This window comes from Halobacteriovorax sp. DPLXC-1, assembly GCF_036903125.1.
GTDB lineage: Bacteria > Bdellovibrionota > Bacteriovoracia > Bacteriovoracales > Bacteriovoracaceae > Halobacteriovorax_A > Halobacteriovorax_A vibrionivorans.
The window spans coordinates 114,865-138,727 of the sequence record NZ_JAYMCO010000004.1; the positions used below are offsets into that span (position 1 = coordinate 114,865).

Here is a 23,863-nt window from a genome sequence, read left to right on the forward strand (position 1 = left end):
ATTTCGTGCTCAAAAATGTGTTATAAAATAATAAAACAACTTGTCCTATTATTTTAAATGAACACCCTAATTTTTCGAGGGGGAATTTAATTCATATTAGACAAAAAGACTTTTCCATTTTCCCAAATTACCTGAGGATCTGACTCATCTTTAATTTTAGTGAAACCATCAAAATCATAGTAATCAAAACCATAGGCAATATTGAATAACGATGAAATTCCAACAGTTGACTCTACCATACAGCCAAGCATCGTTTTAAGCTCTAGCTTCTTTGCTTGTTGCAGCTGAGAAAAGCACTTCATAAGGCTATTTGCCTTTGAAACCTTTAAGACAACACCGTGACATAGGTCCTTAAATGAATCGAGATAGCGATGATCTTCAATTCCTTCATCTAAGAAGATATCAATTGGAGATTCCTCTTTTAGCTTACGATAGCCAGCAAATTCAGAGCGATACAGCGGTTGTTCAATAAAGAGGACATTATCCCCTTTAATTAAAGCAAGATGTTCTAAAACAAGCTCTGCATCAGCTTCATAAGATTCATTTGCATCAAGAACAAAAGTTCTAGCAGACGTATTTATTAACTCGACTTGCGTAGGAAAAGTTTCTTTAGTTATTTTAAGTTTTAATACACCATCTGTTTGTGCTTCTTTTACAAGCTTCTCGCCTTCTTCAAGAGTTGAAAAAACAGGTAATGACTCAAGTGAGCTAACACTTTTTACAGTATTTGTTCCTAGGATCTTCCAAGGAGATAAGTCAGTGGCCCTAACAAGATAATCAAGGAAGGCCGTTTCAATTCCTAGTCTAAGTCTAGGCGTTTGAAAGTCGTACTGATCTAAATATAGGTTTAATTCATTAAATTGAACAACACTGTGATTTTCATAATCACGAGCAAATTCATCAAGTTCTGATCTTAATGAATCCACATCTATGTCTTCTTTAGATCCATAGCTAACTTCACCTCGACCAATGTATTGCCCATTTTTCAATGTGACATAAATAATTTGTTTTGCATTAACTTCTGCCCCTGAAATCTTCCAAGGTTTTGTTAGTGTTACGAGTTGAGTATCTATTGCCCATTCCATATTGTGACCTAAAGCTTTAAAATAATAAGTATATTGATAACTAATAAGACAAAAGTATGTTACCAAAAATAATTTCAAATATCACACTAGCATTTATTGCCATTGTTGTCCTATATACCCTGGCCCCACTTTTTAAAGATATTCTTGATAGTATCTTTAATTCAAATAGACCAAAAAAGAAGTCACATTCAAAAGAAGAATTTGATGAAATGGTTAAAAGAAAGATCGAAAGAATGTCCATGTCAGGTGGAGCACAAGGAGTTAAAGGACAATCAGGACAAGGCCCAAAGGAGAGATCATTCCTTTCATATTTTAAAGAAAAAGACTTATTTTCTTCACCAGAAGATGAGCAGTTCTTTGAGGGAATGAATTCTTCAATGCAATGGGGTGATTTTCAAGAAGCAAAGAAAATACTAAATCAAATTGAAAATGACTTTGAAATAATTGATAAAAGCGCAAGCGAAGGAATAAATCAATTTATCAAATCAATATATAATAAAGAAACTCTACTATCATTGAAAAAGTTAAATGGTGGAAAAATAGACAAACAAAGCTTTCTAAGCCTAGCATCAACTTTATTTATTTTCAGGCATATTAATCAAATAAAGAGTAAGCGCTTTGCTGATCAAAACCAATTGCTTCTTATATTAAATTTAGCTGCAATCAAAGACACAAAGGCCAAGATCAAGTTAATAGAGAGTTATATCAACGCTGAAGCAATCGATTCCATAAAAGAGTCCCCTATTTTGTACAGGGATTTGATTAGTGGCCTAAATAAAACGTTTGATCAATTATATCCACTACTTCCTCTAAAAACTGAGAAATTAGAAAAGGAATTTAATAATCTTAGTGAGAGTGACCGAAAAAAGAAATATAAGAAATTAGTGCAGATCTATCATCCAGATAAATGGCATGGAGATTTAAAATCACAGGCCATCGACGATAGGCTTAGAGAAAATTTTAATTTAATTCAAAAGCTTTATAAGTAATAAAAGAGAAGATTATGCAAAAGAAAAAAGAACAGATTATTAGCAGTATTGAAAAAGAGCTCATCAAGATTATCAGTGAGACAAATGGAATCTCATTAAGTGATACTCTTGAGCTATTGGCTCACTCTCCAAGTATTCGCGATAATCAGTTACTGGAAAAACCAGTTTTGGAATTCATGAAGCTTCTTTCTTCTTTTCAAATTGACGAAGTTGATATTGAAACAGTTTTGAATCATCCAGTATCTGATGCTGTCTTTAACTTCTTTAAAAAATTTCCACTGCCATATTATGAAGAACATATCCACTTAACAGGATCACTCAACGCAGAATTCATATATCCTCGATTAAAAAAACTATTAAACGGTAAAAATAAGGCCATTTATGAAAAGAGGATTAAGGCCGTTTATGGAAAAGATGCTATCCCAATTGAGAGTGTTGAAGACGTTGATAATCTCATACGCCTAAAAGAAGGCGAGCAATTTGCGACATATTTAAGAATCCTATTTCTTGCAAAACTCATTCTAACAAATAAGAAGGCACATAAAGATGCTGCCTATCACATGGCAAAAGAACTTTATGAAAATTATAATGTGGGAAGTATTCGACTTAAATTCACGCTTTCTCGTGCCTCAAAAATGGACTCAGAACAAATTCCAGGCATTAAAGAAGTAACAGAAGAGGATGTTGTTCTAGGACTTTATGAGGGCTTTAAGAAATTTCAACAAGAGGTTCCAAGCTTTAAATTTATCCTCTCACCTTCATTTAGAAAGGAATTAAATTTCTTTGATAATGATAATTTTAAAACAAAGAAAGATCACTTTGAGCATCAAGTTGACGCCCTACTGGAGCTTTTAGAAAAGTATCCATACTTAAAAGAAAACTTGGTTGAAATTGATACCGTTGGTGATGAGAAGGCCCTTTATAGAAAGGCCCATTTCAAAGAGCTTAAAAGCGGTTTAAGAAAGCTACAATATCGTGGACTAAAGATTCGTTCTCACCATGGGGAGACATGGCTAACTCTTAAAAAAGGTATCCAGTCCGTTGATAATGCGATGAATATTTGGCATATCGATACACTTGAGCATGGACTAAGTCTTGGGATCAATCCTAATTACTACTATCATAGACTCTTTCAACGAATCATAGAGGTTAATAGCAAGCATCAGCCAATTGATGCGAAATCAATTCAAGGATTAGAACTTGAAGAGATGGAATGGGAACAAGATGCGGCCCATGTAAAAGAGAAGCTTTTAAAAGGAGAGCTTTTAAGTGAAGAAGATATCACGCTATTTTTAAAAACTAAATTTCATAACGCTCGTGAAGTTGAGCACTATCAACATGATATTCTAAACCGAATTATTCAAAAACGAGTCTCTCTCGTTGCACTTCCCTCTTCAAACTTAAAGCTTACTGGAGCTTTTCCAGATTTTAAGGACCACCCATTTTCATGGTGGGAGAAGAAAGGTGTAAACTTAGGTGTTGGAACAGATAATTACATAACCTTATCCACTGACTTCATTAGAGAGATGCTTATTCTTCTCTACTCTGATGCAAATAACCTAAAAATCACCAAGCTTCTGATGCTCACAACAAAAGAGACCAGAAGGCCTTATATTAGTAACCTCCTGTGGGAGATGAGAAAAAGGTACGCTAGCTAAATCCACGCTAAACTACTGAAATGTTAAATAATACTAAACTTTTCTACGCGGTTTTCCGACAAGTGTTTAGACAGATTATTTAGACTTTAGGAAGAAAGCGATGGGTTTTGAATTCTCTCATTTTAAATCACTAGTAAATGTGGCAATTGATAATAATGCCAGTGATATTCATATCCGTGCTGAAGAGACGCCCTGTTTTCGAATTAATGGCGATATGGTTTCAGTAAAGTCCAATAAGACTTTAACAACAGAAAGTGTACTCGACATTCTAAGACTACTTACAAAAGATAATAAACAAATTGGAAATCTTGAAGACATAAAAGATCTTGATGGTGCAGTGGACTTTGAAGACATATGTCGATTACGCTTTAATTACTTTCGCTACAATAATAAAAATGGAATCGTTTTAAGAGTTGTAAAAAAAGAAATTCCATCATTTAAAGAACTAGGACTTAGTGATTCTTTAAAACAAATTATAAGAGCCAAGCGTGGCCTAATTTTAGTAACTGGTGCAACAGGCTCCGGTAAGTCAACAACCCTGGCCAGTATGATTGATTATATTAATTCAAAAAGGGCCAAACATATCATCACTATTGAAGACCCAATTGAATTTATCCATACTCAAAAAAAATCTCGTATTACTCAAAGAGAAGTTGGAATCGACACAGAAAACTTTGAAGACGGTTTAAAGTTTGCGCTCAGACAAGATCCAGATATTATCTTACTTGGTGAGCTCAGGGATCAAAAGTCAGTTGAGATTGCTCTTAAGGCAGCTGAAACTGGACATCTCGTTCTAGCAACTGTTCACACGACAGATGCCATCTCAACAATAAGTCGTATTATTTCAATGTTCTCATCAGATGAGCAAACAGAGGCAAGAAAGCGCCTATCTGACGCTCTTTATTCAACGATCTCACAGAGAATGATTAAATCAAAAAAATCACCAAATGGTGTCCGTGTTGCTCAAGAAATTATGGTAACAGGACCAGGTGTAAAAGAATGTATTCGAGGCGATGAACCAATTGACCGAATTCTATCAATTATTGAAAATGGTGGAACAAACTCTGGTGACATTCCTTGTGAAAGTTTTGATCAAGCAATCTTCACTCTTTTGGAGCGTGGATATATCACTGAAGAAGATGCATCTAAAGAGGTTCGAAGCGCCGGTGACTTTATGAGAAAACTTATGCTTACAAAATAAGAAAGGCCCCGGTGGGGGCCAGGGCCAATCCGTCTAACAAAATTAGACTAACTTGATGTGAGGATAGTAAGAAAAGACTTACATGGTACTTATTATTCGTTACTTTTCGTTTTTTTTTAAGTGCGCAAAATTAGTGCTAATAAAAACTAAAAGGCCAAGTTACGAGAACTTGGCCTTAGTTAATTATAAATATATTTTTTTATTGAAAGTTTTACTTCATTTAACCTGAAATAGTTATTTCTGATATGAAAATATTTCTTTTACGACTTCTTCTACGGCCTTTTTAGCGTCATCACACTGGGCCTTCCAATGTCCGTGATCAAGTTTTGGATCCTGATTCATGATCAACTCCCCTAACTCCTTGGTACGATCATTAAACTTTTTTAGAAGCTCAACTGAAAGTTGCTCATCTTCCATATTCTCGAGCACTTCCATTACCTTATTCATATCTTGATTATCTATTAAGTCCTTTAAGTTCATTTTTCTTCCTTAATCGATTCTTACTTCTTTAGCTGATCGATCATATCACGCATGATATGGATCGCCTCTTCAAGTCCAGCATCCTTACGAAGAGATGATACCCACTCTTCCTTACGTTGCTTAAAGTCGTCCTTCCACTGCTTCTCTTCACCTTTCTTAACAGTTTCATGAGACTTTAATGACTCTTCAAAGTGAGTGATAGTAAGCTTCGTATTTTCTTCATCTAATTTTAATTCTTCAAGCTTCTTCTTATTCGCTTCTTCTTCTTTCATCCACGAATCGATGTTTAGCTTAAGCTTTGTATCTTTACGTCTTTTTCTTAAATAATCAACACTTTCTTGTACTTTTTGTAAGCGATCATTCTTAGCAACACGCTTTTTAGAATTAGAAATTAGTTTCTTAAGATCATACTGATGCTTCGTCCACTTCTGAAACTTCTTAGGCTTAATTTGATCCCACTTAAGTGAATAAGTTAGATCTTGCTCACGATTTTCAGCGTAGGCCATTGGATCTGGTATTACTATATCAGGAGTTACACCCTTATATTGAGTTGAACCACCTGTTATACGATAGAACTTTTGGATTGTAAGCTTTAGAGCACCAAACTTCTCACCAAGCATTTTATCAAGGCCTTGATCAAGGTTGTAAACAACTTGTACTGTACCTTTACCGTGAGTAACTTCACCACCAACTACGACAGCTCTTTTATAATCTTGCATTGCTGCTGCTAGAATTTCAGATGCCGAAGCAGAGTAACGGTTAACCATAACAATTAATGGCCCATCATATTCAACCTCAGGATCTGTATCAGCAAGTGTTTCTACTTGGTGCATATAGTTCTTCGTTTGAACAATTGGACCCTTCTTAATAAATAGCCCAGACATTAATTGTGCATCAGTTAAAGCTCCACCACCATTATTTCTAAGATCAAGAATAATTCCATTAACCTTCTGTTTCTTAAGTCTCTTAATTTCGGCCCTAACATCGTCTGTACAATTAATTGTTCCATTGAATTCACGATAGAATTTTGGAACATTGATATAACCATACTTACCTTTAACACCATCAAGTTCAAGAACAGAAGACTTAGCAAATGAAGCTCCGATCTTTACAACATCACGAGTAATACCAATTGTCTTTCTTGTTCCGTCTGCTTTTTTAACGTGTAGGCGAATAACAGTTCCTTTCTTACCTCTAATATAGCGAACAGCATCGTCAACTCTCATCCCTACGAGATCAACAGGCTCTTCTTTTGAATCACCTTCACTTACAGCAAGAATAAGATCATCAACTTCAAGTTCTTTTTGACGCCAAGCTGCTCCACCAGGAACGATCTCAACAACTTTGATATATCCTTCATCTTCAGATAAAACGGCACCAATCCCTTCAAGTTGACCTGACATATCAATATCAAAATCTTCTTTCTTCTTTGGAGCGAGGTAGGCCGTATGTGGATCAAATACAGCACCAATTGAGTTATAAAAAATTTCCATATAATCTTCACGTCTCTCTTTTAATAGTCTTTCAAAATAGAGACGGTATTTTTTATCAATTGCTTCATGTGCTTTAGCTAGAATTTCTTTTTCCGTTAAGATTTTTTCAGACTCTAGCTTCTTTTTTGATTTCTTTTCTTTTTTATCTTTATCTTTCTTATTTTTTCCATTTTTAAGATCTTCTTGATCTTCTTTGATAGAAATATAACGTGCCATTACCGATTGCTTGAAAGTTAAGCGCCAGTTCTTTTCAAACTCACTCTTATCCTTTGCAAAGTGTCTTTTTTCAGGGTCAAGTTCAATAACTTCATTTCCTCTGAAGTTAAACTTATTTTCCTTAAAAAGCTTCTTACGTAACTCGTCTGCTTGGTTGATTCGATCAACCTTAATTTTCATGGCATCCAGAACTAACTTATAATTTCCAGAACGCATTTCATCGTCCATAAGAAGTTCGTATTTTTCAAGTTTTTTGACATCAGACTTGTATAGGAATTGCTTAGAGAAATCCATTTTCTTAATGAATTCTTGAAAAGCATTTTTTGATAAGTCGTTATTAACTTTCAACTTTTTATAATGAAGTTGCTCAAGGACTTCGATTAAACGATTTCCTAAGACTTGATCTTTATTGATACTAAAAAGGCCATTTTCTGCATGAAGCGCAAGTGGCGTTGACAACAAGGCAAGACCTAATACTAGGCCAAAAGTAGTTCTTAATTTCTTGTGCATTGAAGCTCCGATTCTAATAAAATTAGGTAGTTCCTAACCTCTATTTTAAAGCTTCTTATTAGTTTATGAAAGGACAATATATCGGGAATAAATTACTCGCCCATTAGCGAATGTCATTTTTGTGTAAAGTTCCCTTCAATGTCATAGCGATACACTTCAGCATTATTGACACAATCTCTAATCAGTTGATGCATATCGTGTTCTTCCATAAATTCCATAAAGTATTTTATATCTGCTTTAATAACTGGGTGCTTTGGCGCAAACATAGAACACGCATCATCATGTGGAATAATCGATGTCTCGAAAGTTCCAATTTCTTTTGCATAAGAGATAATATCAATTTTATTCATACCTACTAAAGGCCTAAGTGTTAACATCGGACAAGAACGATCAAGTACACTCATATTATGAATTGTTTGACTCGAAACTTGAGCAAGCGCATCTCCCATAACGAGAGCATTTGCCTTTACTCTCCTTGCTAGATAGGCCGATGCATCCATCATTAACTTTCTAAAAAATAATGTGCGGTAATCTTCTTTACAATGTTTTGCAAGATAGTTTTGAATATCACCAAAAGGAAGGACATAGAGCTTGATTCCATCATTTTGAAAACGAGATAGACTCTTACCAAGTTCAATAATCTTATCTTTTACTTCTTCACCCACATAAGGATAGGCCCAGAAAAATGCGAAAGTTTGTCTCATTCCACGTCGTGCCATCATATATGAAGCAACAGGAGAATCGATCCCACCAGAAAGAAGTGTCACGCCGTGACCACTTGTTCCAACAGGAAGTCCACCAACACAAGGAATCTTCTCCCATGAGAGATAGATTTCTTCATTCATGATTTTTATATCAACCATGATATCTGGATTGCGAACATCAACTTTAAGATCAGTATTTTTTAATAAGGCCGTGGCCATGTAGCGATTAATTTCATCACTATTTTTAGGAAATTGTTTTAATGCTCTTTTAGTATGAACTTTAAATGTTTTTACATTTTCAAGGGCACCAATTTCTTTAACGGCCAGCTCACAAACATAATCAAGATCAAGTGGACAGCTTCTCATTGGAGTAACAGAACTTAACCCTGGAACCCAACGAAGACGATCAATTAGCTCATCGCTAAATGGTTCCTCACTTTCTACAACAAGTCTTTGTTGATTATTCTTTAATTTCCAACTCGTGTGATGAAACTTACTAAAGATTGGTGAAAGATTTGATTGCAGCTTACGATAGTAATTCTTGCGATTCTTTCCCTTTAGCCATAATTCATCAACAGTTAAAATTAAACTCTTATACATATTTAGTCCTACTTAATTAAAAAACCAATTTCATCTATCACTTGCTTAAATCCATCTAACATTGCATCCACCTCTTCTTTCGTCGTGGACTTACCTAATGAGATACGAAGGATATTCTTATGATATTTCTCATCAATACCAAGGCCTACAAATAAAGGATTCTTTCCCTTTATCTTTGCCGAACATGCAGTTGAAGAAGAGATCATAATTTGCTTCATTTCTAAATGGCGCATTAGAACGTCACTTGCAATACCTGCAAATTGAACACACAAAATATAAGGAGAAGTCTTACGCTCTTCAAATGGATAACTGATATTATTGTGAAAAGAAGCTAGCTTCGTTTTTATTTCTTCTTTTAGCTCACTAACTCGGGCCATATTCTTATCTAAGTCAGCAAAGGAAAGCTCGCATGCTTTAGCAAGCGCTAAGATAAGTGAAGTCGCTGGAGTTGAAGCTCGTAGCCCCTTTTCGTGTCCGCCACCTCGTAAGTAGCGCTTTAGTTTTTCACTTAGACTTGAGCGATAAATTAGCCCAGCGATACCGCGAGGACCTCCCATTTTATGGGCCCCGAAGGATACAAAATCAATTTGTGAATTCTTAAGAGTGAATGGAACTTTACCAAAGCCTTGAGTGGCATCAACATGAACAAGACAACTCTTATTCTTCTCTTTTATTTTTTGGGTAATTGACTCTACATCAAATAATTGTCCAGACTGAGAATTGACAAGGCTTATGCAAACGAGCTTTGTCGTGTCATTAACGGCATCAACAATTTCATCTATTGATCTTAGGCCTTCACCACCATCAATAACCTTAGTAACAGATGGATGATCTCCAGCAAGGTAGACAATCCCATCCTCAATACTTCTAATAACCTGGTTATTTGACTCCGTAGCAGAAGAAGTAAAAATGATTTCAAATTGTCCCTCTCCAGAAAGTCCTAAACCTTTTAAGATTTCTTGGCGGGCATTTTCGATTTTTTTAGCGCAGGCCTTTCCAGCTGCGTGCTTGGCCGCAGGATTTGGGTAATCTAATTCAAAACTCTTAGATAGCACTTCCACAACTTCTGGATAAAGCTTTGTGGAGGCCGCGTGATCGAAATAATACATAAGATGCCTTATAACACGAAATAAAAACTAAGTACCCTAAATAACGATATTTTTAGACACTGTCCATAAAATAAACGGCCTAAGGCCCTGAAACCCCGTCTCATCACCCCTGTGAAATTGGCATCGTCGTTGCATCTTATTTAGTATGAAAATACGTTACTTCTTACTCATATTAATTGGAGTCTACCACTTTAGTTCAAATGCTTCACAAGCGGCACTGGCAAGTCGTTATCTCTACAATACGCAAGCAAATCTTGAGGAGTTCTCAAGGCTTACTTCACGCGGAATGGGAACATTAGCAAAGAGAAGTCTCTCAAATGGAGAGCAGTATTTAGAGCAGCTTAACCTCATGAAGAATGAGTTAAATCGAGACCAATTAAAGCTATTAAAAGAGCTAGAAAGTGAATTATTAGAAAAGAAGAAACTTACCACAGAAACAATTAGTACCTGTGATTACCGAAATATTGAGCACTTTAAAGAATTAGAAAGATTAAAGGAGCTTAAGGCCCGCGGCGAGATTCTAAGCTTTAACGGACATAAAAAACTCTATATTTTAAAGACCCTAGAGGTGCGAAATTGTAAGCAATTTGCCACTTGGATGGAAAACTTTAACGAAATCTCTGTATAATGTTCAAAAATTAGCTGTGCGTCATGATTTTGAGGATTTAATTTCCTAACATCAAATCATGAAGAAACTTATTCAAAATTCGATACTTACACTTCTTATTTCCACTTTCTCAACTGCAGGGCTTGCAGCTGAGACAATCCTAATTTCTGATATCGACGATACAATTAAAATTGGTCATATCAGAGATAAGATCGATACCGTAAAGAATGCATTCAAGGTCAATAATATCTTTCTAGGAATGGCAGATCTTTATCATATTATTAAGGATCGAACTGGAGCAGAAGTTTACTATCTTACAAATGCTCCAGAAGAATTAATGAAGTGGTCTCATTCAACTCTTTTATATCTTGGTGACTTTCCACAAGGAAGTCTTGAGATTAGGCCAATTAAGGTATCAACTAAAGTATTTAAAGCACAAAGGCTAAGAGAATTAATTGAAAGAGAAGATCCGAAAAATGTAATTCTAGTTGGTGATAACGGAGAGCATGACAATACTTTCTATCACGATATTGCTCAAGAGTATCCAGAAGTTAAATTCTATACGTATATTAGAGCTGCATACCACTTTGACGAGAGCAATGCTCTTTATCCAGACCAAAGAAGTTTTGTGACACCATTTGAAATTGCAGACAATCTGTATCAAAGAGATGTCATTGAAAAAAGAGACTCTCAGGAACTCCTTGATCTCCACCTAAAAGACTTTATGAGAGAAACAAATGTAGATGATGATGGACCAATGTACATACCAGCATGGCTTCGTTGTCGTGGACACAAAAGAAGTTTCTGGTCGATCTTTAGAAGTACTCTACCGAGTAAGCTAACAAAGAAAATTAATTATATCTGTAATAAATATTAGTCCTGTGAGCAGGGACTAAAATAGTGATTCGAAGCTTTTTATCCATTTCCTTATAAAAAGCTTCGAATCTCATTTCGATTAACTCTTGAAAAGTGTCTCGTATCAACAGGAACTTCTCCAAAACGAATCTCAACATTTCCTAAGTTCCACTTGGCAATAAATACACCTACAGCGTCTTTTAAGCTCTCCTGTCCCTCGACAAGACATAAGACCTTTGTATCAACTTGAACAAATGCAACACGAGAGATTCCATCAACTTTGGCCAATTCATTTTCAAGGTGAAATGTAGGAATTAATTTTCCATCTATCTTCAGGCAATCTTTTAATCTTCCTAAGAGATAAATTTTATTATCTTTAAGATAACCCACATCCCCAGTTAAATGCCAAAGAGTCCCGTTCTCATCTCTATGCTTTGTGGTTTTATTTGCTGGATGATTATCAATATATTCTTTAATTACATGGGGCCCACTTAAACATATCTCACCCCACTGCACATCTTGATTAAAATCAAAGGCATTATCAACTTCTTTAATTTCTACATCTAAAACATCGATGACTTGACCGAGTCTAAGCCCCACTCCATCATTGTTAATATACTCATCAATAGGAGTGAAACTTATAGGCTCCACTTCAGTTGAGCCATAAATGATATGGATTTCAACTTGTGAAGAAGCTGACTTAAAGGCATTTAAGACAATACTTGCATCCTTTGTCGTTATCTCTGCCCCACCGATGATAATACTTCTAAGGCTTGGAATTTTTATCTCATTTTCACTTATGTACTTGGCAAGTTTTTTAATGATCATAGGAGTGGCACTAAAGCGCGTAACACCATATTGATTCATTTGTTTTACAACTCTTTCAGGTTCAAACTCTCTAATTTTTCTAAAGTCCATATCAGGAAAGATTGTGGTTATTCCAAGTCCTAAATTCTGCAGAACAAGAGTTGGAAAAAATGGCATATCCACTTCATCGTCTTTGTGAAGCCAAAAATATTCAGATACTATTTTTTGGGATAAAAAGATATCAAGACTTCGATTTGCGGCCTTAGGCCTTCCTGTTGAGCCACTTGTAAAAGAAATAAGAACCGGAGCATCTGATTGGAGAGGAACTTGTTTAAACTCCAATGTTGGATCTTCTTTTATCTTAGTTAATTGAGTTGAAAAAAGACAACTTTGATCAAAAGTAAAACGCTTCATCTTCCAAAGAGCTGGTAGAAAAGGTGTCCACTTGAGAAGCTCTTTTACTGAAATGATTGCCTGTGCATTAGCATCCACGAGGGCCTGCTTTAACTTCTCTTTAGGCATTGTAGAATCAACAGACACCACAACTAGTCCCAAATAAAAAATAGCACACATGAGTTGATAGAGCTCCAGTCGAAGAGGCATAATAACAATTATGCGATCCCCTTTCTTTAGGCCTTGAGACTCAAGTGTCTTGATCCATGCTCCAACTTCTTTCATAAAGTCTTCATAATTAAGATCTTGGCCTTGATAAACAAGACAGCGCTTATTTAACTGAGAGCGAAAATGCTCGTCTAAATAATGGCAACCATTTATTGGTATCCCCGAGTACCCCAGAGTTTTCCTTATATCCTCAATTTTTTTCATATGATAATATTAAATGAAATCTATTAAAAAGTAATGTTGGGTAGGAAATGTATCTATTAACGAAATCGCAAGCATTGCTTGCAACAACGAATGACATTGGTGGAAAGGCTTTTAATTTAGCTAAACTTGAGAAGTGTAAAGTACAGACCCCTGATTGGTTTTGTCTCTCAACTCATTATTTTCAAACATTGATTGACAAAAATGATAAGCTAAAGAATCTTATTGATGATTATACAAGATTAGAAAATCTCGACTCACTAAAGCAATTGATCGCGGCCATTCATAGTGAAATTGATAAATGTGAAATTGATATAATTGAAGATGTCATGGCCCATGTTAATGGAGAGCTCCACTACGCTATAAGAAGTTCTGCAGCAGATGAAGATGGAAGTCATTTCTCATTTGCAGGACAACTGGAGTCATTCCTCTACGTCCAAGGTAAAGATAGAATCGCTCAGGCCATTCGAAACTGCTTTAAAAGTAACTTTTCACTAACTGCACTTACATATCGATTTAAGAATAATATTCATCATACAACACCCAAGATGGCCGTTATCATTCAAGAAATGATTGATCCTCAAAAGTCGGGAGTTCTCTTTACTGCAAACCCTATAAATGGGCACAGAGATGAAATGCTAATTTCAGCAAACTTCGGTCAAGGTGAAGGTGTTGTAAGTGGTGAATGTAATACTGATGAATTCACTATTGATGATCGCGACGTGATTAAAAGTGAAATTAGAGAAAAAGATTTCAAGATCATCGCTGACTTCGAAAATAAGACCACAAAGAAAATCGATGTAGAAAAAGATGAAGTTAAATCACCGGTCTTATCTCATGATGAAATAAGAGCAATTAGAGAACTTGCCTTTTCTATCCTTAAAATTAAAAAGAAGCCTCAAGATATAGAGTTTTGCATTCAAGATGGTGAAATCTACATAGTACAAACAAGAGATATTACCTCTTTACCTATGGATAAAAGACATGAATTTATGAATGTCTTTGATAACTCAAATATTCAAGAATCTTTTAATGGTGTTACAACTCCCCTTACTTTCTCATATGCATCTAAAATGTACTTCAAGGTTTATCATCAACTTCTAGGTCTAACGGGGCTAAGCGAGAAAGAACTAAAGAAACACGAAAAACGACATAAGAATATGATTGCGCTTATCAATGGGCGCGTCTTCTATAATATTCAATCATGGTACAAAGGTCTTTTGCTACTTCCATCTTTTAAACAATCAAAAGGAGATATGGAAAAGATGATGGGAATTACAGATCCAGTCGACTTTATCGAAGATAAGGACCTTTCATTTTCCCAGCGCATGGCCATGATACCAAATATGATTAAATCTTTTGGTAGCCTACTGTGGTATTTTTCTAAAATAGATAAGGTCGTTGCTGATTTTATGGATGGCTTCTACGAAGTATATAATAAAATCGACTTTTCAAAGCTTAATCGTCTTAACCTTACACAGCTCTACGACTTAACTGAAGAGCTGGATCAGAAAATCACTGAAAAATGGCATGCCCCTCTCATCAATGACTTCTACGTTATGATGATGAATGGGAAGATGTATCGTTGGATGGATAAATTAGGCTATGAAAATCCAGATCTTGTTCTAGGGAATCTCCTCTCTGGTGAGTCTGATATTGCTTCAACACAGCCAACTAAGGAATTACTAAAAATAAGTGATGAGATAAAAAAGTGGGACAATACTCTTATTGATGAATTTCTTAAAGTTGAAAATAAGAATGTCTTAGACTTTATCTATTTAAATGATAAGAAAGTATATCAAATGTGCTTAGATTATATTGAGGCCTTTGGTGATCGTACAATTGGAGAATTAAAACTTGAAAGTCTTTCTCTACGTGAAGATCCAAGTTTCTTAATAAATATTTTAAAAAATTATGTCGTTAAAAAGAGCTTAGGATATGAAACCTTCATTGCTGGCGAAGTCGAATTAAGAGAAAGTGAAGAAAAGAAAGTTGCTCCTGTTGTAAAAAAGAAATTATCATTCTTTGCAAGAAAGCGCTTCTATAAGGACCTTGCAAAGCTACGTAAGGCGATTCGCTACCGCGAAAACACAAGGCTACTTCGTACAAAATCATTTGGTATTTCCCGTCAAATTTATCGAGAAATGGGAAATCAAATGGCCTCTTTTGAGCTTATTAATTCACCAGAAGATATTTTCTTTTTAACTTTAAGTGAAATTGAAGAATTAAAAGATGCAAGGATTGTGCAAACACGATTAAAAGACTTAATTGAACTTAGAAAGGCCGAGTACGAGTCATATGAAAATGATGAGCCGGGCCATCACTTTAAAACTTTTGGTTTCGTACATGCTGGTAATGACTTTATCTATGAAGGACACACAGAAATCGATCCAGATGGTGCCCTAAAAGGTATTGGTTGCTATCCTGGACAGATCAATGGTGAAGTCGCCCTACTTTTTAAGCCTGATGAAGGAATTGATGTAAATGATAAAATTCTTTGTACAGTTAGAACAGATCCAGGATGGGCCCCGCTCTTTCCTTCGATCAAGGGCCTATTAGTTGAGAAAGGCTCAACTTTATCTCACTCAGCAGTCATTGCAAGAGAGTTAAAGATACCAACAATTGTAGGTATACCAGGCATCACTAAAATTATTGAAAATGGTGATGAAATTGAAATGGATTGTGAAAGAGGAATTGTAAAGATAGTAAAATAAAAAGGACCTACTAGGTCCTTTTTTTATTATGCGATTCTGCGATAAAGTTTAATATTATAAACACCAACCTTCTCATTTTTAATCTCTGAAGAAAATTGATCTGTAATATCCTCAAAGCCTGCAAGATCAGGCTCAAATACTCTTAGATAGTAGCGAACACAAATTACTCCACCAACTTTAATTGAAGGCTTGGCCTTTTGAATAAAGTTATTTCCAAGCTCATCATCAAAATAGCTTGGAACATCAGAATATGAAAAATAATCATATTGTTTTTCGCCATTTGATAAAGTAGAGACGATATCACCTATTTGATAATGTATTTCAGATTCTTTTACACTTGTTTGAAGGCCATTGAAGCTTCGACACCTAAGAGGTGTATTCGTCAACGTTACTTCACCAAACAGACATAGACTTAGGAAGAAATTATCCTTTATCAAAGTTGTAGAAAAAAGTCGGGCAAAGCGTGAACGATAGAATTTCACATAACTTTCTTTCAAGTTCTTTTTAATAAAATCCCCACTATAAAGTAAAGAATTCATCATGGCCTTATTACCAACAATGGCCAAAACCACCGTCCAGCGCACGCTAAACGAAGTTGAAGTGATGATATATTTCTGCTCTTCTATACTTTGGCAATTCTTTAACTGGCGAATAAGTTTGTGGCCAAGAATCTTTCTGGCAAGTTTAGAAAACTTAAGAAAAGTTTTCTCCCAACTTCCAGCCAGGGCAGCAATTTCATTACTATCGAGAATATCGTGAAGCTCAATATTTATTCCAATACTCTTTAAAATCGATGAATCATCGTGATAAGCACGAAGAAAGCTTACTTCATCTAGCTCACAAATGGCCTTCTCATAGGCCCTCGCCCATTCAATCTGAATCTCTGAGACATCGAATAAATCTAGCTGACAGCCAGTTTGAGGTAATAAGTAGAGACCGCGAGGTCCTGCTCCACAAATAGAACCAATGCTCTTGGGCTTCAACTTTTTACAAATATTGGCCTCTAGCTCAATGTCTTCGTTAGCTAATGAATAATTAAGTTTATCAGTAAAATATTTCGCCATAGTCCAATTATAAATGTTTTCATTATATAATGATATTAAGAAAATAAATTCAAATGAGGGTGTATGAGTAAAGACATTAGTCACATTACAATGGAAGATTCATTTTTAAAGAGATACTTCGCTTGGTCACAGGAAAGATTTCCGATCGATAATGTTATCTCAGGTATCATTACATATTTCGTAATGTCTCGTATCGCACTCTTTCTAACTGATCAAAGTCTAGATTTTGTCTTAATGGATCTTCTTGGAGCCGTTGCTGTAATTGGACACTATTATATTTTAAGAGTCTTTGATGAGCACAAGGACTTTGAAATTGATTGTATCAATCATCCAGAAAGAGCACTTCAAAGAGGACTTATAAAGCTCTGGCATCTCGATATCATGGCGGCCATCTTCACTGTCATCTGTGTGAGCTTTTCATTATTAATCTCTAATAATTATTTAAGTCTTATTTGCTACGGGATCGTCTATATTTGGTCCGTTCTTATGGCAAAGGAATTCTTTGTTGGAAGTTGGCTTGAAAAAAGACTAACTCTTTATTCTTTCTCTCACATGCTGGTCTCTCCTCTTATCATAATTTGGATCTTTTCAACAAAGTGGCAGGTTCCTCAATTTGAAACTTATTCTATTATTGTTCTCGTCATGGCCTTAACTTCAGGCTTCTCTTACGAAATTACAAGAAAGACAAGAGGCCCAGAAGAAGAAAGCGAAACTCTTGATTCTTATACAAAGATCTACGGCATTGGTGGAAGTGTGCTCATTATCTCAATTATGAATATTATTACACTTGCCTGTTTTCTATATTTCACAACACTTATCCCTAACCTTCGTGGTGTTACTGTAGGAATGGGAATAGCTGGCTTTGCAGCAGCACAGTCAACTCTTTTAAAGTTTTTAAAGAAACCTAGCCTAGATGGAAGAAAGAAGAATGAAAAATCATTTGGACTCTTTGCTCTTCTTCTCTACGTTGCACTACTAGTAGGTATGTATGGAAATTAATTTAGAAGGCCTATCAATTCAACATAAACAGGAATTTGAACTCTTTAAAGACAATGATTCCATCTCAAGCATTGAGCAGTTTAGTGATGATGACTCAAGCGCTGTCTTTTTCCTCATTGATAACAAGGCCTATTTTGGATTCTGCCAAGGTAAGCTTAATAATGATTTCATTGATGCTGCCAGGGAATATAAGACCAAGCATCAAAGTGAGAAGATTGTAGGGCCATTAAACTTTTCAACTTATAATACATATCGCTTAAAAGAAAATGAAGACCTTCCCCATCACTTAATGGAGCCGCCATATGAGCCTGAGCTTTATCAATTACTAAAGTCACATGGTGAAATCTTTGAAAGTTATCTAACGTATGAAATTAATGACTTTGAAAAACTCTTAGACTGGTCAAAGCAATTTGATGAAATCGATGATAGTGTCATGAAAGATCAATACACTCTCCAAGTCATTGATACAAAGTACTGGATGGATAATATCGAACGCTTTTATAAAAGTGCAGATCAAGTCTTTGGAGAAAATCTAGCTTATTCAACCCTTTCATTTGAGACTTTTAAAGCAAAGTATGGAGAACAAGCAGCGGGACTTATCTGTCCATTTACTTCTCGCTGTCTCGTTTCAAAAGACAACCAACAAATAGTGGGAATAATTTTAAACTTCATTGATATCACGGCCGCTGACCGAAAGAGACTTCTTATAAAAACGATGGGAGTTCATCCAGATCATCGCCATATGGGGCTAAGCTTTATCTACTTACTTAAAGAAATAATTCCTCAAGTACGTCAAAACTACGACCAGGCATTTCTCTGTCTTATGCGAGAGGGAAATCTACCATCACTTTTTGCTAAGGATATTTCACAAAAGGATCGCCATTATCACTTATTTAGTCTTTGATTAGTCTTTAACTTCAACAAGTTTTTTTGGCCAGAGCCTATAAAGAAAGAATATTAGAAGGCCAACAATTGCCACAAGAAAGCTAATTTTACTTGATACACTTTGTATCGATAGTAAGAACACCCCCACGAGAATACTGATCATAGCAAGACAAAAGCAGAATCGATTCTTGCTTTCAGGAATAACACCGACAAATCGTCTTGCGCAATTTCCACAAGTCTGAGGCTTCTTTATTGCATGCATCCAAGAGATTGTGCGCTTCCCGCAACTTGGACAAGGACGAATATTGAAATCCTTAAGTGCGGGCTCTGTCATTTTCAAATCACCATCTAAAGTCATCTCAATATCCATACTCTTCTCTTTTGCTCTCTCATCAATAAACTTTTTTAAACAGTAAGTTATTAACTTCAACCAGATCAACGCAGCTATGGTGACAATGAGAAGTAGTAATACTTTCTCTGTATAGCTTCCTACAGGAATGAACCCTTTCAGTTGCGTCATTAAGTAGTTATAAAATTCAATAATCATAAATATTTTGATGTAGCCTAAGTAATTCGTATAAGTCGTATCTCTTTTAAAATCTGACTAATTTTCGAAATACACATCTAGTAATATACGACACTTTATCGTTTGATAGTCAAAAAACATGAGCAATATCAGTAACTTAAGAAAGATCATAGTTACAAACGATAAACTACTGTAATCATAGAAGTTACAAACATCAAAATTTTAAGAAAATCCTAAACGATAATTCTTCAACAATAACAAGGGTTTATAAACAAAGCCTTATTCAAGAAAATTTATGTTCGATTATTTATGGCCGGAGGTTTCTATGACAAAATTTAATCAACAATTCTATACTAAATCAGGAATTGAATATATTTCGAAAAGTATACTCTACTCTACATCAGAATAAGAGTGCTCACCTTGTGCATAAGAGTTTAAGAAAGTAATACTAAAGCTATAAAGATAAGATGAATAATGACTGCTAACTTTATTCATCATGAACTCGAACGATACTTCCTAATAGGATAGAAACCTTATAAGATATAACTCCTCCAATTCCAATTAATCCTGTAAGCGTATAATATCCAATACCTTCTTCATTTTTAAGAAGTAGATACAAACCAGCAAGAGTAACACATATACTAATTAAAAAGACTAAGATATTGAAATGAACACTATAGTTAGCACCACAATTAGAACAAATGATCCTTTTATCGAATTTATTATTTAATTTACCATTACAGATTGTACATCTCATATCATTCCTACTCTGGTAGATAAGTTTTAGTTCCAGCTCACTTTTCGTTTACCGTGCGTAAAGGAAATTAACCTAGAACTGATATTCATAACCTGTCTTAGGACTATATTTCTCTTAATAAAATCAACTGGAATGATTTTTGAGAAGGTCACCGTTTAAGTTCTTGTACATCGCTATGCTGCATTCTTTCTATTATTCTTCATCTTTCTTTTTTTCTTACGTCTTCTCCTACGCCTTTTTTCTTCCGCTTTAATTTTTTTATGTCTCCTATTAATAAAGAGTAAGAACAATAGAGCACCAATCGCCATAGACTCTTTCTTATAATACGTAATAAATATAAATATATAATCAATAAAGCCAGGTTCCTCAGATCCTGTTACAGAAGCAATCTTTCTCCTTTGTTTTACTTGAGCAATATTTTCAGGAGTGAATTTAGCAAAATTCTTTTTAAACCTACGTGCTGTAGATCTATCTTTTTTTGACTTCACTAAAGTTTCTAACTTCTTTGTTAATTGTTTTCCATATCTGACAGCATCTTCGTCAAATTTCAAGAAAGCATAGTTATATACTGTATTTACGATTTGACTAACAAGATAGAAGTCCTCGCGAACGGACTCTAACTTATAAAGTTCTTTCATTCTGTCATAAATGATTTCTAACTCATCAATATGGTTATTTTTAACAAAATAATAAGAAGCAAGGGCCATTAAATGAACTTGCGATTTTGAATTCTTATTATTTGGAGTTATAGACTGAGAAAACTCAAGAAGCTCTTTATTCTTTTTAAGCGCTATTAAAGTTTCAACAATTTCTTTATTAGTTTCATCTATATAATATTCATACTCTTCAATTTTTAATAAACGACTTAGGTATTCATAAGCTTTCTCATGCTTTTTTAATTTATTATATGAGCGGGCCGTATTTAACAGAGCGACCCCCGTAGTCCGAATTTTAAAACTTTCACTATACTGTTTTATAGCTTCTTCGTATTTCTTTTCTTGAAATAAATTATTTCCATAATAAATATAAGAAAAAGCATATGTATCGACACCATATCCATTCTGACTTATTTCATAAGTCTTCTTTCCCCACTTTATAGCATTTGCATAATCTTTTTCTTGAATATAAGAATCTCTCATGCGCATTGTACACATTTGGTTGTTTGGTTTTATGCTCAAGCACATATTAAGACTTTCGCGAGCTTCGTTGAACTTTTTTAAGAAAGTATAACTTCTCCCCACATTAAGGTAGACATCGTATAATATATCTGGATTTAAAACACCTTCGCTTCCTTTTGTGTAAAGTTCAATTGCTTTTTCATACTTCTTCTCATTATAAAATATCTTTCCAAGTAATCGATAAAAGCTTTTCTTCTGAGTCGGAAATTCACTTATCTTTTCTTCAATTATTTTAAATATTATTCCAAGGCCATTAATTCTATAATCAAGCCAGATCTTTTGTACTAAAGCATCTACGTACTCGCTATTTTTTTCAAGTGCTTTATTCACTAATAGCTGAGCATACTTAAGCTTCCCTTTATCAATATAGCCACGATGTTTTGCAAAGCCTTCAATAATCTTAGATGCCAAATACAGCGCCTCAATCTGAGAAGGATCATCTGCAATAACTCCCATTAGAATGTCTACGACCTTATCGCCTCCTCTACCTTTTCTTATTTGATTCTTTGCATATGCTAATCGCTCGGCAACAGACATCTTCGCTATTTTTACAGAGTCATTCTTTTTTATTTCTTTATCTAAACTTGTAAACTTAGCAAGCATTCCAATACGACAACGATCAATCTCAGTATTCACTTTACTATGGCCAGACTTCTTTATTTCAGAACGAGAGATGATGTTCTTTTTTAGCGTATAATTTTCAAAGAAATGAAGTGTTTTATCTTTAAATTCAACACCACTTCTATAATCGATCCACTCCGACTTAATATCACAAATCGAATTATGGTATTCTCCTAGCTTCACATTTTGAAAATATAAATTCTTTTCATATTTCATGATAGGACCAAGATACCTAGCGAATTTATTATTACTTTGGAATGCACTTGTAATAGTATTCAACGTAGCTAATCCACGAGAGCCAATTTCAACACCATCTTTATCTCGATCAGTAAAAACACCTTTATATTCGAAACTAGACTTAAGGTCATTGTATGAATATCTATCAACATTTATATTATTAAATGTAATATTATCGACTGGGTCTATTCCCTTTGTTAAGTTTACAAGAAACTTATTAACAACTTCACTCCCGCCTCTCTTTTGTAACTCACTTAATAACAAAATATTTGAGCCTGTTAATGTGAGGTTTCCTGAAACTCTGAAGTTTAAATTATTAGAAACATTATATTTTTTTGTAATTTTAATTAAATTGTCATCATATGAGACATTAGAAGTTCTCTTTAATTTTTCCTTCTTATCCCATAGAATAAGTGCTTCTCTATTCGCTATATCGTCTCTTAACTTAAGTCCATATGAACTCTCATTTGTTGGATCAATCCAATACGACTTTCCTTCATATTCTAAATAGACAATTGCATGATTGAATGCTGAGCTACGTGGTATAGACATATCAAAGTACTGAGTATATCCACTTACTCCTCTCTTTATAAATGCAGGATATGCTTTGAGTCCAAGCTCTCTTAGGATCTTAATAACAGTTATTGAAAAGTCCTTACAATCACCATAACCTGTTGATTCAATATCTTTTAATAAACGAGGAATGTATCCACTCTGTGCAGTTCGCCAATCTCCAATATAGTTATATTTTTTTGCAACTGAAGCTAGAATAAAATCAACTATTTTATCGATACCTTTAAGTTCTTTGGCCTTCTCCTTAATCTTCAATAAGCTTTTAGGTAATTTGTCAGATAATCTACTTTCATATTTTAACCGAAATAAATCTGCATATTCATCCCAATTCTTAACTGAGCTTAATGTCACCCAATGTACATCCTTAGACTCAACAATCGCACCTTGCTCACTATACGGCATCGATAAAACAGGCCTTATCTGCTTTATCGTGATTTTATGGCCATTATCATTCTTTGAACTCTCTACAAGAACAGAATTTGTTGGATCATTTTCTTTATAAAAAATTGGTTTTTCTGAATATATTTCTACTGTAGAATTTTGCTCTAAAACATTATAGCCATATGTAAAAACACTATCAAAATTCATTCTTGGTATTTTTGATTGTTTTGTATACTTTACAGTAAAAGTAGAATTGACAGCTAGACTTGGTATTGGAACAGCATAGAAGTATGTCGATGTAAGCCCATCATTACTTGCAGAAGCAGGAATTCTTTGTGATTTACTCAGATCAACAACGATTGTCTTATCACCATTTGATACTTTTATAGAATGTACGATTAAGTTATCACGTACATAATTATAAGGTATCTTAAAGATCTTATACTTTTCGACGCCATGAGAGTTTAAAACCTCATATGTTTGCTTTTGTTCTTCCTTCAAATGCCCTGAAGACTTAAAAAAGTATGTTGAATGACTATCAAGAATCTGAAAACTAAGATCTTTTTTAGTTGCATAACGAGCATTAGAATTTAACTGAAGAAGCGATAAAACAACTAACACAAAAAAATAAATTTTATTAATCAAAATAACTCCCCTATAATTACAGTCACTTATCGGCAACTAAACAAAGAAAAGTTAAAAATATTTTATATTTAGGCAGTTCAAAGAAACCAAAAATAAACACCTGAAATTCTTAAGATCTATACCAGTTACAAAATTAATAAATGAGAC

At 34.6% G+C, this 23,863-nt stretch carries 18 protein-coding genes; 8 read left to right on the top strand and 10 right to left on the bottom strand.

The annotated features are described in order from the left end of the window. Positions 1-86 precede the first annotated feature (86 nt). The gene (locus VCM44_RS14630; protein ID WP_334679229.1) at positions 87-1,085 is read right to left on the bottom strand and encodes an enolase C-terminal domain-like protein; all 999 of its coding nucleotides are present in this window, start codon (positions 1,083-1,085) and stop codon (positions 87-89) included. A 56-nt stretch (positions 1,086-1,141) separates the two neighbouring features. On the opposite strand from VCM44_RS14630, the gene VCM44_RS14635 reads away from it, so the two are divergent. The 3 genes from VCM44_RS14635 to VCM44_RS14645 all read left to right on the top strand — a co-directional run bounded on the left by VCM44_RS14635 (position 1,142) and on the right by VCM44_RS14645 (position 4,933). Further along, positions 1,142-2,074 (top strand): hypothetical protein, encoded by a 933-nt coding sequence (locus VCM44_RS14635; protein ID WP_334679230.1) that lies wholly within the window; start codon positions 1,142-1,144, stop codon positions 2,072-2,074. 14 nt (positions 2,075-2,088) lie between these two features. Then, positions 2,089-3,732 (top strand): hypothetical protein, encoded by a 1,644-nt coding sequence (locus VCM44_RS14640; protein ID WP_114706365.1) that lies wholly within the window; start codon positions 2,089-2,091, stop codon positions 3,730-3,732. Positions 3,733-3,832: 100 nt separating this feature from the next. Then, complete coding sequence (locus VCM44_RS14645) at positions 3,833-4,933, top strand: type IV pilus twitching motility protein PilT (protein ID WP_114706366.1); 1,101 nt, start codon at positions 3,833-3,835, stop codon at positions 4,931-4,933. Positions 4,934-5,167: 234 nt separating this feature from the next. Here VCM44_RS14645 and VCM44_RS14650 read toward each other — a convergent pair whose 3' ends face one another. The 4 genes from VCM44_RS14650 to VCM44_RS14665 form a co-directional block, all read right to left on the bottom strand. After that, positions 5,168-5,413: a hypothetical protein gene (locus tag VCM44_RS14650; protein ID WP_114706367.1), complete on the bottom strand. Its 246-nt coding sequence runs from the start codon at positions 5,411-5,413 to the stop codon at positions 5,168-5,170. Between the two features lie 20 nt (positions 5,414-5,433). After that, on the bottom strand, positions 5,434-7,632 hold the full coding sequence (locus VCM44_RS14655) for a carboxy terminal-processing peptidase (protein WP_334679231.1): 2,199 nt from the start codon (positions 7,630-7,632) through the stop codon (positions 5,434-5,436). 113 nt (positions 7,633-7,745) lie between these two features. Further along, positions 7,746-8,936, bottom strand: a complete 1,191-nt coding sequence (gene thiI / locus VCM44_RS14660) for a tRNA uracil 4-sulfurtransferase ThiI (protein ID WP_114706369.1) — start codon at positions 8,934-8,936, stop codon at positions 7,746-7,748. Positions 8,937-8,944: 8 nt separating this feature from the next. Continuing rightward, positions 8,945-10,045 carry a cysteine desulfurase family protein gene (locus tag VCM44_RS14665; RefSeq protein ID WP_120404575.1) on the bottom strand — a complete coding sequence of 367 codons (1,101 nt, stop codon included), beginning with the start codon at positions 10,043-10,045 and terminating at the stop codon, positions 8,945-8,947. Positions 10,046-10,190: 145 nt separating this feature from the next. Here VCM44_RS14665 and VCM44_RS14670 point away from each other — a divergent pair, with 145 nt between their 5' ends. Continuing rightward, complete coding sequence (locus VCM44_RS14670; RefSeq protein WP_114706371.1) at positions 10,191-10,673, top strand: hypothetical protein; 483 nt, start codon at positions 10,191-10,193, stop codon at positions 10,671-10,673. A 58-nt stretch (positions 10,674-10,731) separates the two neighbouring features. Then, positions 10,732-11,529, top strand: coding sequence for a phosphatase domain-containing protein (locus tag VCM44_RS14675; RefSeq protein ID WP_114706372.1), 798 nt, complete (start codon positions 10,732-10,734; stop codon positions 11,527-11,529). Positions 11,530-11,579: 50 nt separating this feature from the next. Here the strand turns inward: VCM44_RS14675 and VCM44_RS14680 are convergent, their stop codons facing one another. Continuing rightward, the gene (locus VCM44_RS14680; RefSeq protein WP_334679232.1) at positions 11,580-13,139 is read right to left on the bottom strand and encodes an AMP-binding protein; all 1,560 of its coding nucleotides are present in this window, start codon (positions 13,137-13,139) and stop codon (positions 11,580-11,582) included. A gap of 47 nt (positions 13,140-13,186) precedes the next feature. Here VCM44_RS14680 and VCM44_RS14685 point away from each other — a divergent pair, with 47 nt between their 5' ends. Next, entirely contained in the window at positions 13,187-15,850 is a 2,664-nt protein-coding gene (locus VCM44_RS14685) for a PEP/pyruvate-binding domain-containing protein (protein WP_334679233.1), read from the top strand. Between the two features lie 26 nt (positions 15,851-15,876). Here VCM44_RS14685 and VCM44_RS14690 read toward each other — a convergent pair whose 3' ends face one another. After that, the gene (locus tag VCM44_RS14690) at positions 15,877-16,914 is read right to left on the bottom strand and encodes a DUF3419 family protein (RefSeq protein WP_120404572.1); all 1,038 of its coding nucleotides are present in this window, start codon (positions 16,912-16,914) and stop codon (positions 15,877-15,879) included. A gap of 63 nt (positions 16,915-16,977) precedes the next feature. On the opposite strand from VCM44_RS14690, the gene VCM44_RS14695 reads away from it, so the two are divergent. Both VCM44_RS14695 and VCM44_RS14700 read left to right on the top strand, forming a co-directional pair. Then, positions 16,978-17,913, top strand: a complete 936-nt coding sequence (locus VCM44_RS14695; protein WP_334679234.1) for a hypothetical protein — start codon at positions 16,978-16,980, stop codon at positions 17,911-17,913. After that, entirely contained in the window at positions 17,903-18,817 is a 915-nt protein-coding gene (locus tag VCM44_RS14700) for a GNAT family N-acetyltransferase (RefSeq protein ID WP_120404571.1), read from the top strand. Before VCM44_RS14695 ends, VCM44_RS14700 begins: the two co-directional genes overlap by 11 nt. On the opposite strand, the gene VCM44_RS14705 is transcribed toward VCM44_RS14700, so the two are convergent. The 3 genes from VCM44_RS14705 to VCM44_RS14715 form a co-directional block, all read right to left on the bottom strand. Next, positions 18,818-19,318 (bottom strand): hypothetical protein, encoded by a 501-nt coding sequence (locus VCM44_RS14705; RefSeq protein ID WP_334679235.1) that lies wholly within the window; start codon positions 19,316-19,318, stop codon positions 18,818-18,820. A 493-nt stretch (positions 19,319-19,811) separates the two neighbouring features. Then, positions 19,812-20,081 (bottom strand): hypothetical protein, encoded by a 270-nt coding sequence (locus tag VCM44_RS14710; RefSeq protein WP_334679236.1) that lies wholly within the window; start codon positions 20,079-20,081, stop codon positions 19,812-19,814. A gap of 173 nt (positions 20,082-20,254) precedes the next feature. Next, positions 20,255-23,716, bottom strand: a complete 3,462-nt coding sequence (locus VCM44_RS14715; protein ID WP_334679237.1) for a DUF3857 domain-containing protein — start codon at positions 23,714-23,716, stop codon at positions 20,255-20,257. Positions 23,717-23,863: the final 147 nt, after the last annotated feature.

What these genes read in the sequence shown, in the direction of transcription:
- VCM44_RS14695 (WP_334679234.1), top strand. Translation starts at nt 16,978, where the DNA reads ATGAGTAAAGACATTAGTCACATTACAATGGAAGATTCATTTTTAAAG.
- VCM44_RS14670 (WP_114706371.1), top strand. Translation starts at nt 10,191, where the DNA reads ATGAAAATACGTTACTTCTTACTCATATTAATTGGAGTCTACCACTTT.
- VCM44_RS14675 (WP_114706372.1), top strand. Translation starts at nt 10,732, where the DNA reads ATGAAGAAACTTATTCAAAATTCGATACTTACACTTCTTATTTCCACT.
- VCM44_RS14700 (WP_120404571.1), top strand. Translation starts at nt 17,903, where the DNA reads ATGGAAATTAATTTAGAAGGCCTATCAATTCAACATAAACAGGAATTT.
- VCM44_RS14680 (WP_334679232.1), bottom strand. Translation starts at nt 13,139, where the DNA reads ATGAAAAAAATTGAGGATATAAGGAAAACTCTGGGGTACTCGGGGATA.
- VCM44_RS14710 (WP_334679236.1), bottom strand. Translation starts at nt 20,081, where the DNA reads ATGAGATGTACAATCTGTAATGGTAAATTAAATAATAAATTCGATAAA.
- VCM44_RS14655 (WP_334679231.1), bottom strand. Translation starts at nt 7,632, where the DNA reads ATGCACAAGAAATTAAGAACTACTTTTGGCCTAGTATTAGGTCTTGCC.
- VCM44_RS14690 (WP_120404572.1), bottom strand. Translation starts at nt 16,914, where the DNA reads ATGGCGAAATATTTTACTGATAAACTTAATTATTCATTAGCTAACGAA.
- VCM44_RS14665 (WP_120404575.1), bottom strand. Translation starts at nt 10,045, where the DNA reads ATGTATTATTTCGATCACGCGGCCTCCACAAAGCTTTATCCAGAAGTT.
- VCM44_RS14705 (WP_334679235.1), bottom strand. Translation starts at nt 19,318, where the DNA reads ATGACGCAACTGAAAGGGTTCATTCCTGTAGGAAGCTATACAGAGAAA.
- VCM44_RS14635 (WP_334679230.1), top strand. Translation starts at nt 1,142, where the DNA reads ATGTTACCAAAAATAATTTCAAATATCACACTAGCATTTATTGCCATT.
- VCM44_RS14685 (WP_334679233.1), top strand. Translation starts at nt 13,187, where the DNA reads ATGTATCTATTAACGAAATCGCAAGCATTGCTTGCAACAACGAATGAC.
- thiI (WP_114706369.1), bottom strand. Translation starts at nt 8,936, where the DNA reads ATGTATAAGAGTTTAATTTTAACTGTTGATGAATTATGGCTAAAGGGA.
- VCM44_RS14640 (WP_114706365.1), top strand. Translation starts at nt 2,089, where the DNA reads ATGCAAAAGAAAAAAGAACAGATTATTAGCAGTATTGAAAAAGAGCTC.
- VCM44_RS14630 (WP_334679229.1), bottom strand. Translation starts at nt 1,085, where the DNA reads ATGGAATGGGCAATAGATACTCAACTCGTAACACTAACAAAACCTTGG.
- VCM44_RS14650 (WP_114706367.1), bottom strand. Translation starts at nt 5,413, where the DNA reads ATGAACTTAAAGGACTTAATAGATAATCAAGATATGAATAAGGTAATG.
- VCM44_RS14645 (WP_114706366.1), top strand. Translation starts at nt 3,833, where the DNA reads ATGGGTTTTGAATTCTCTCATTTTAAATCACTAGTAAATGTGGCAATT.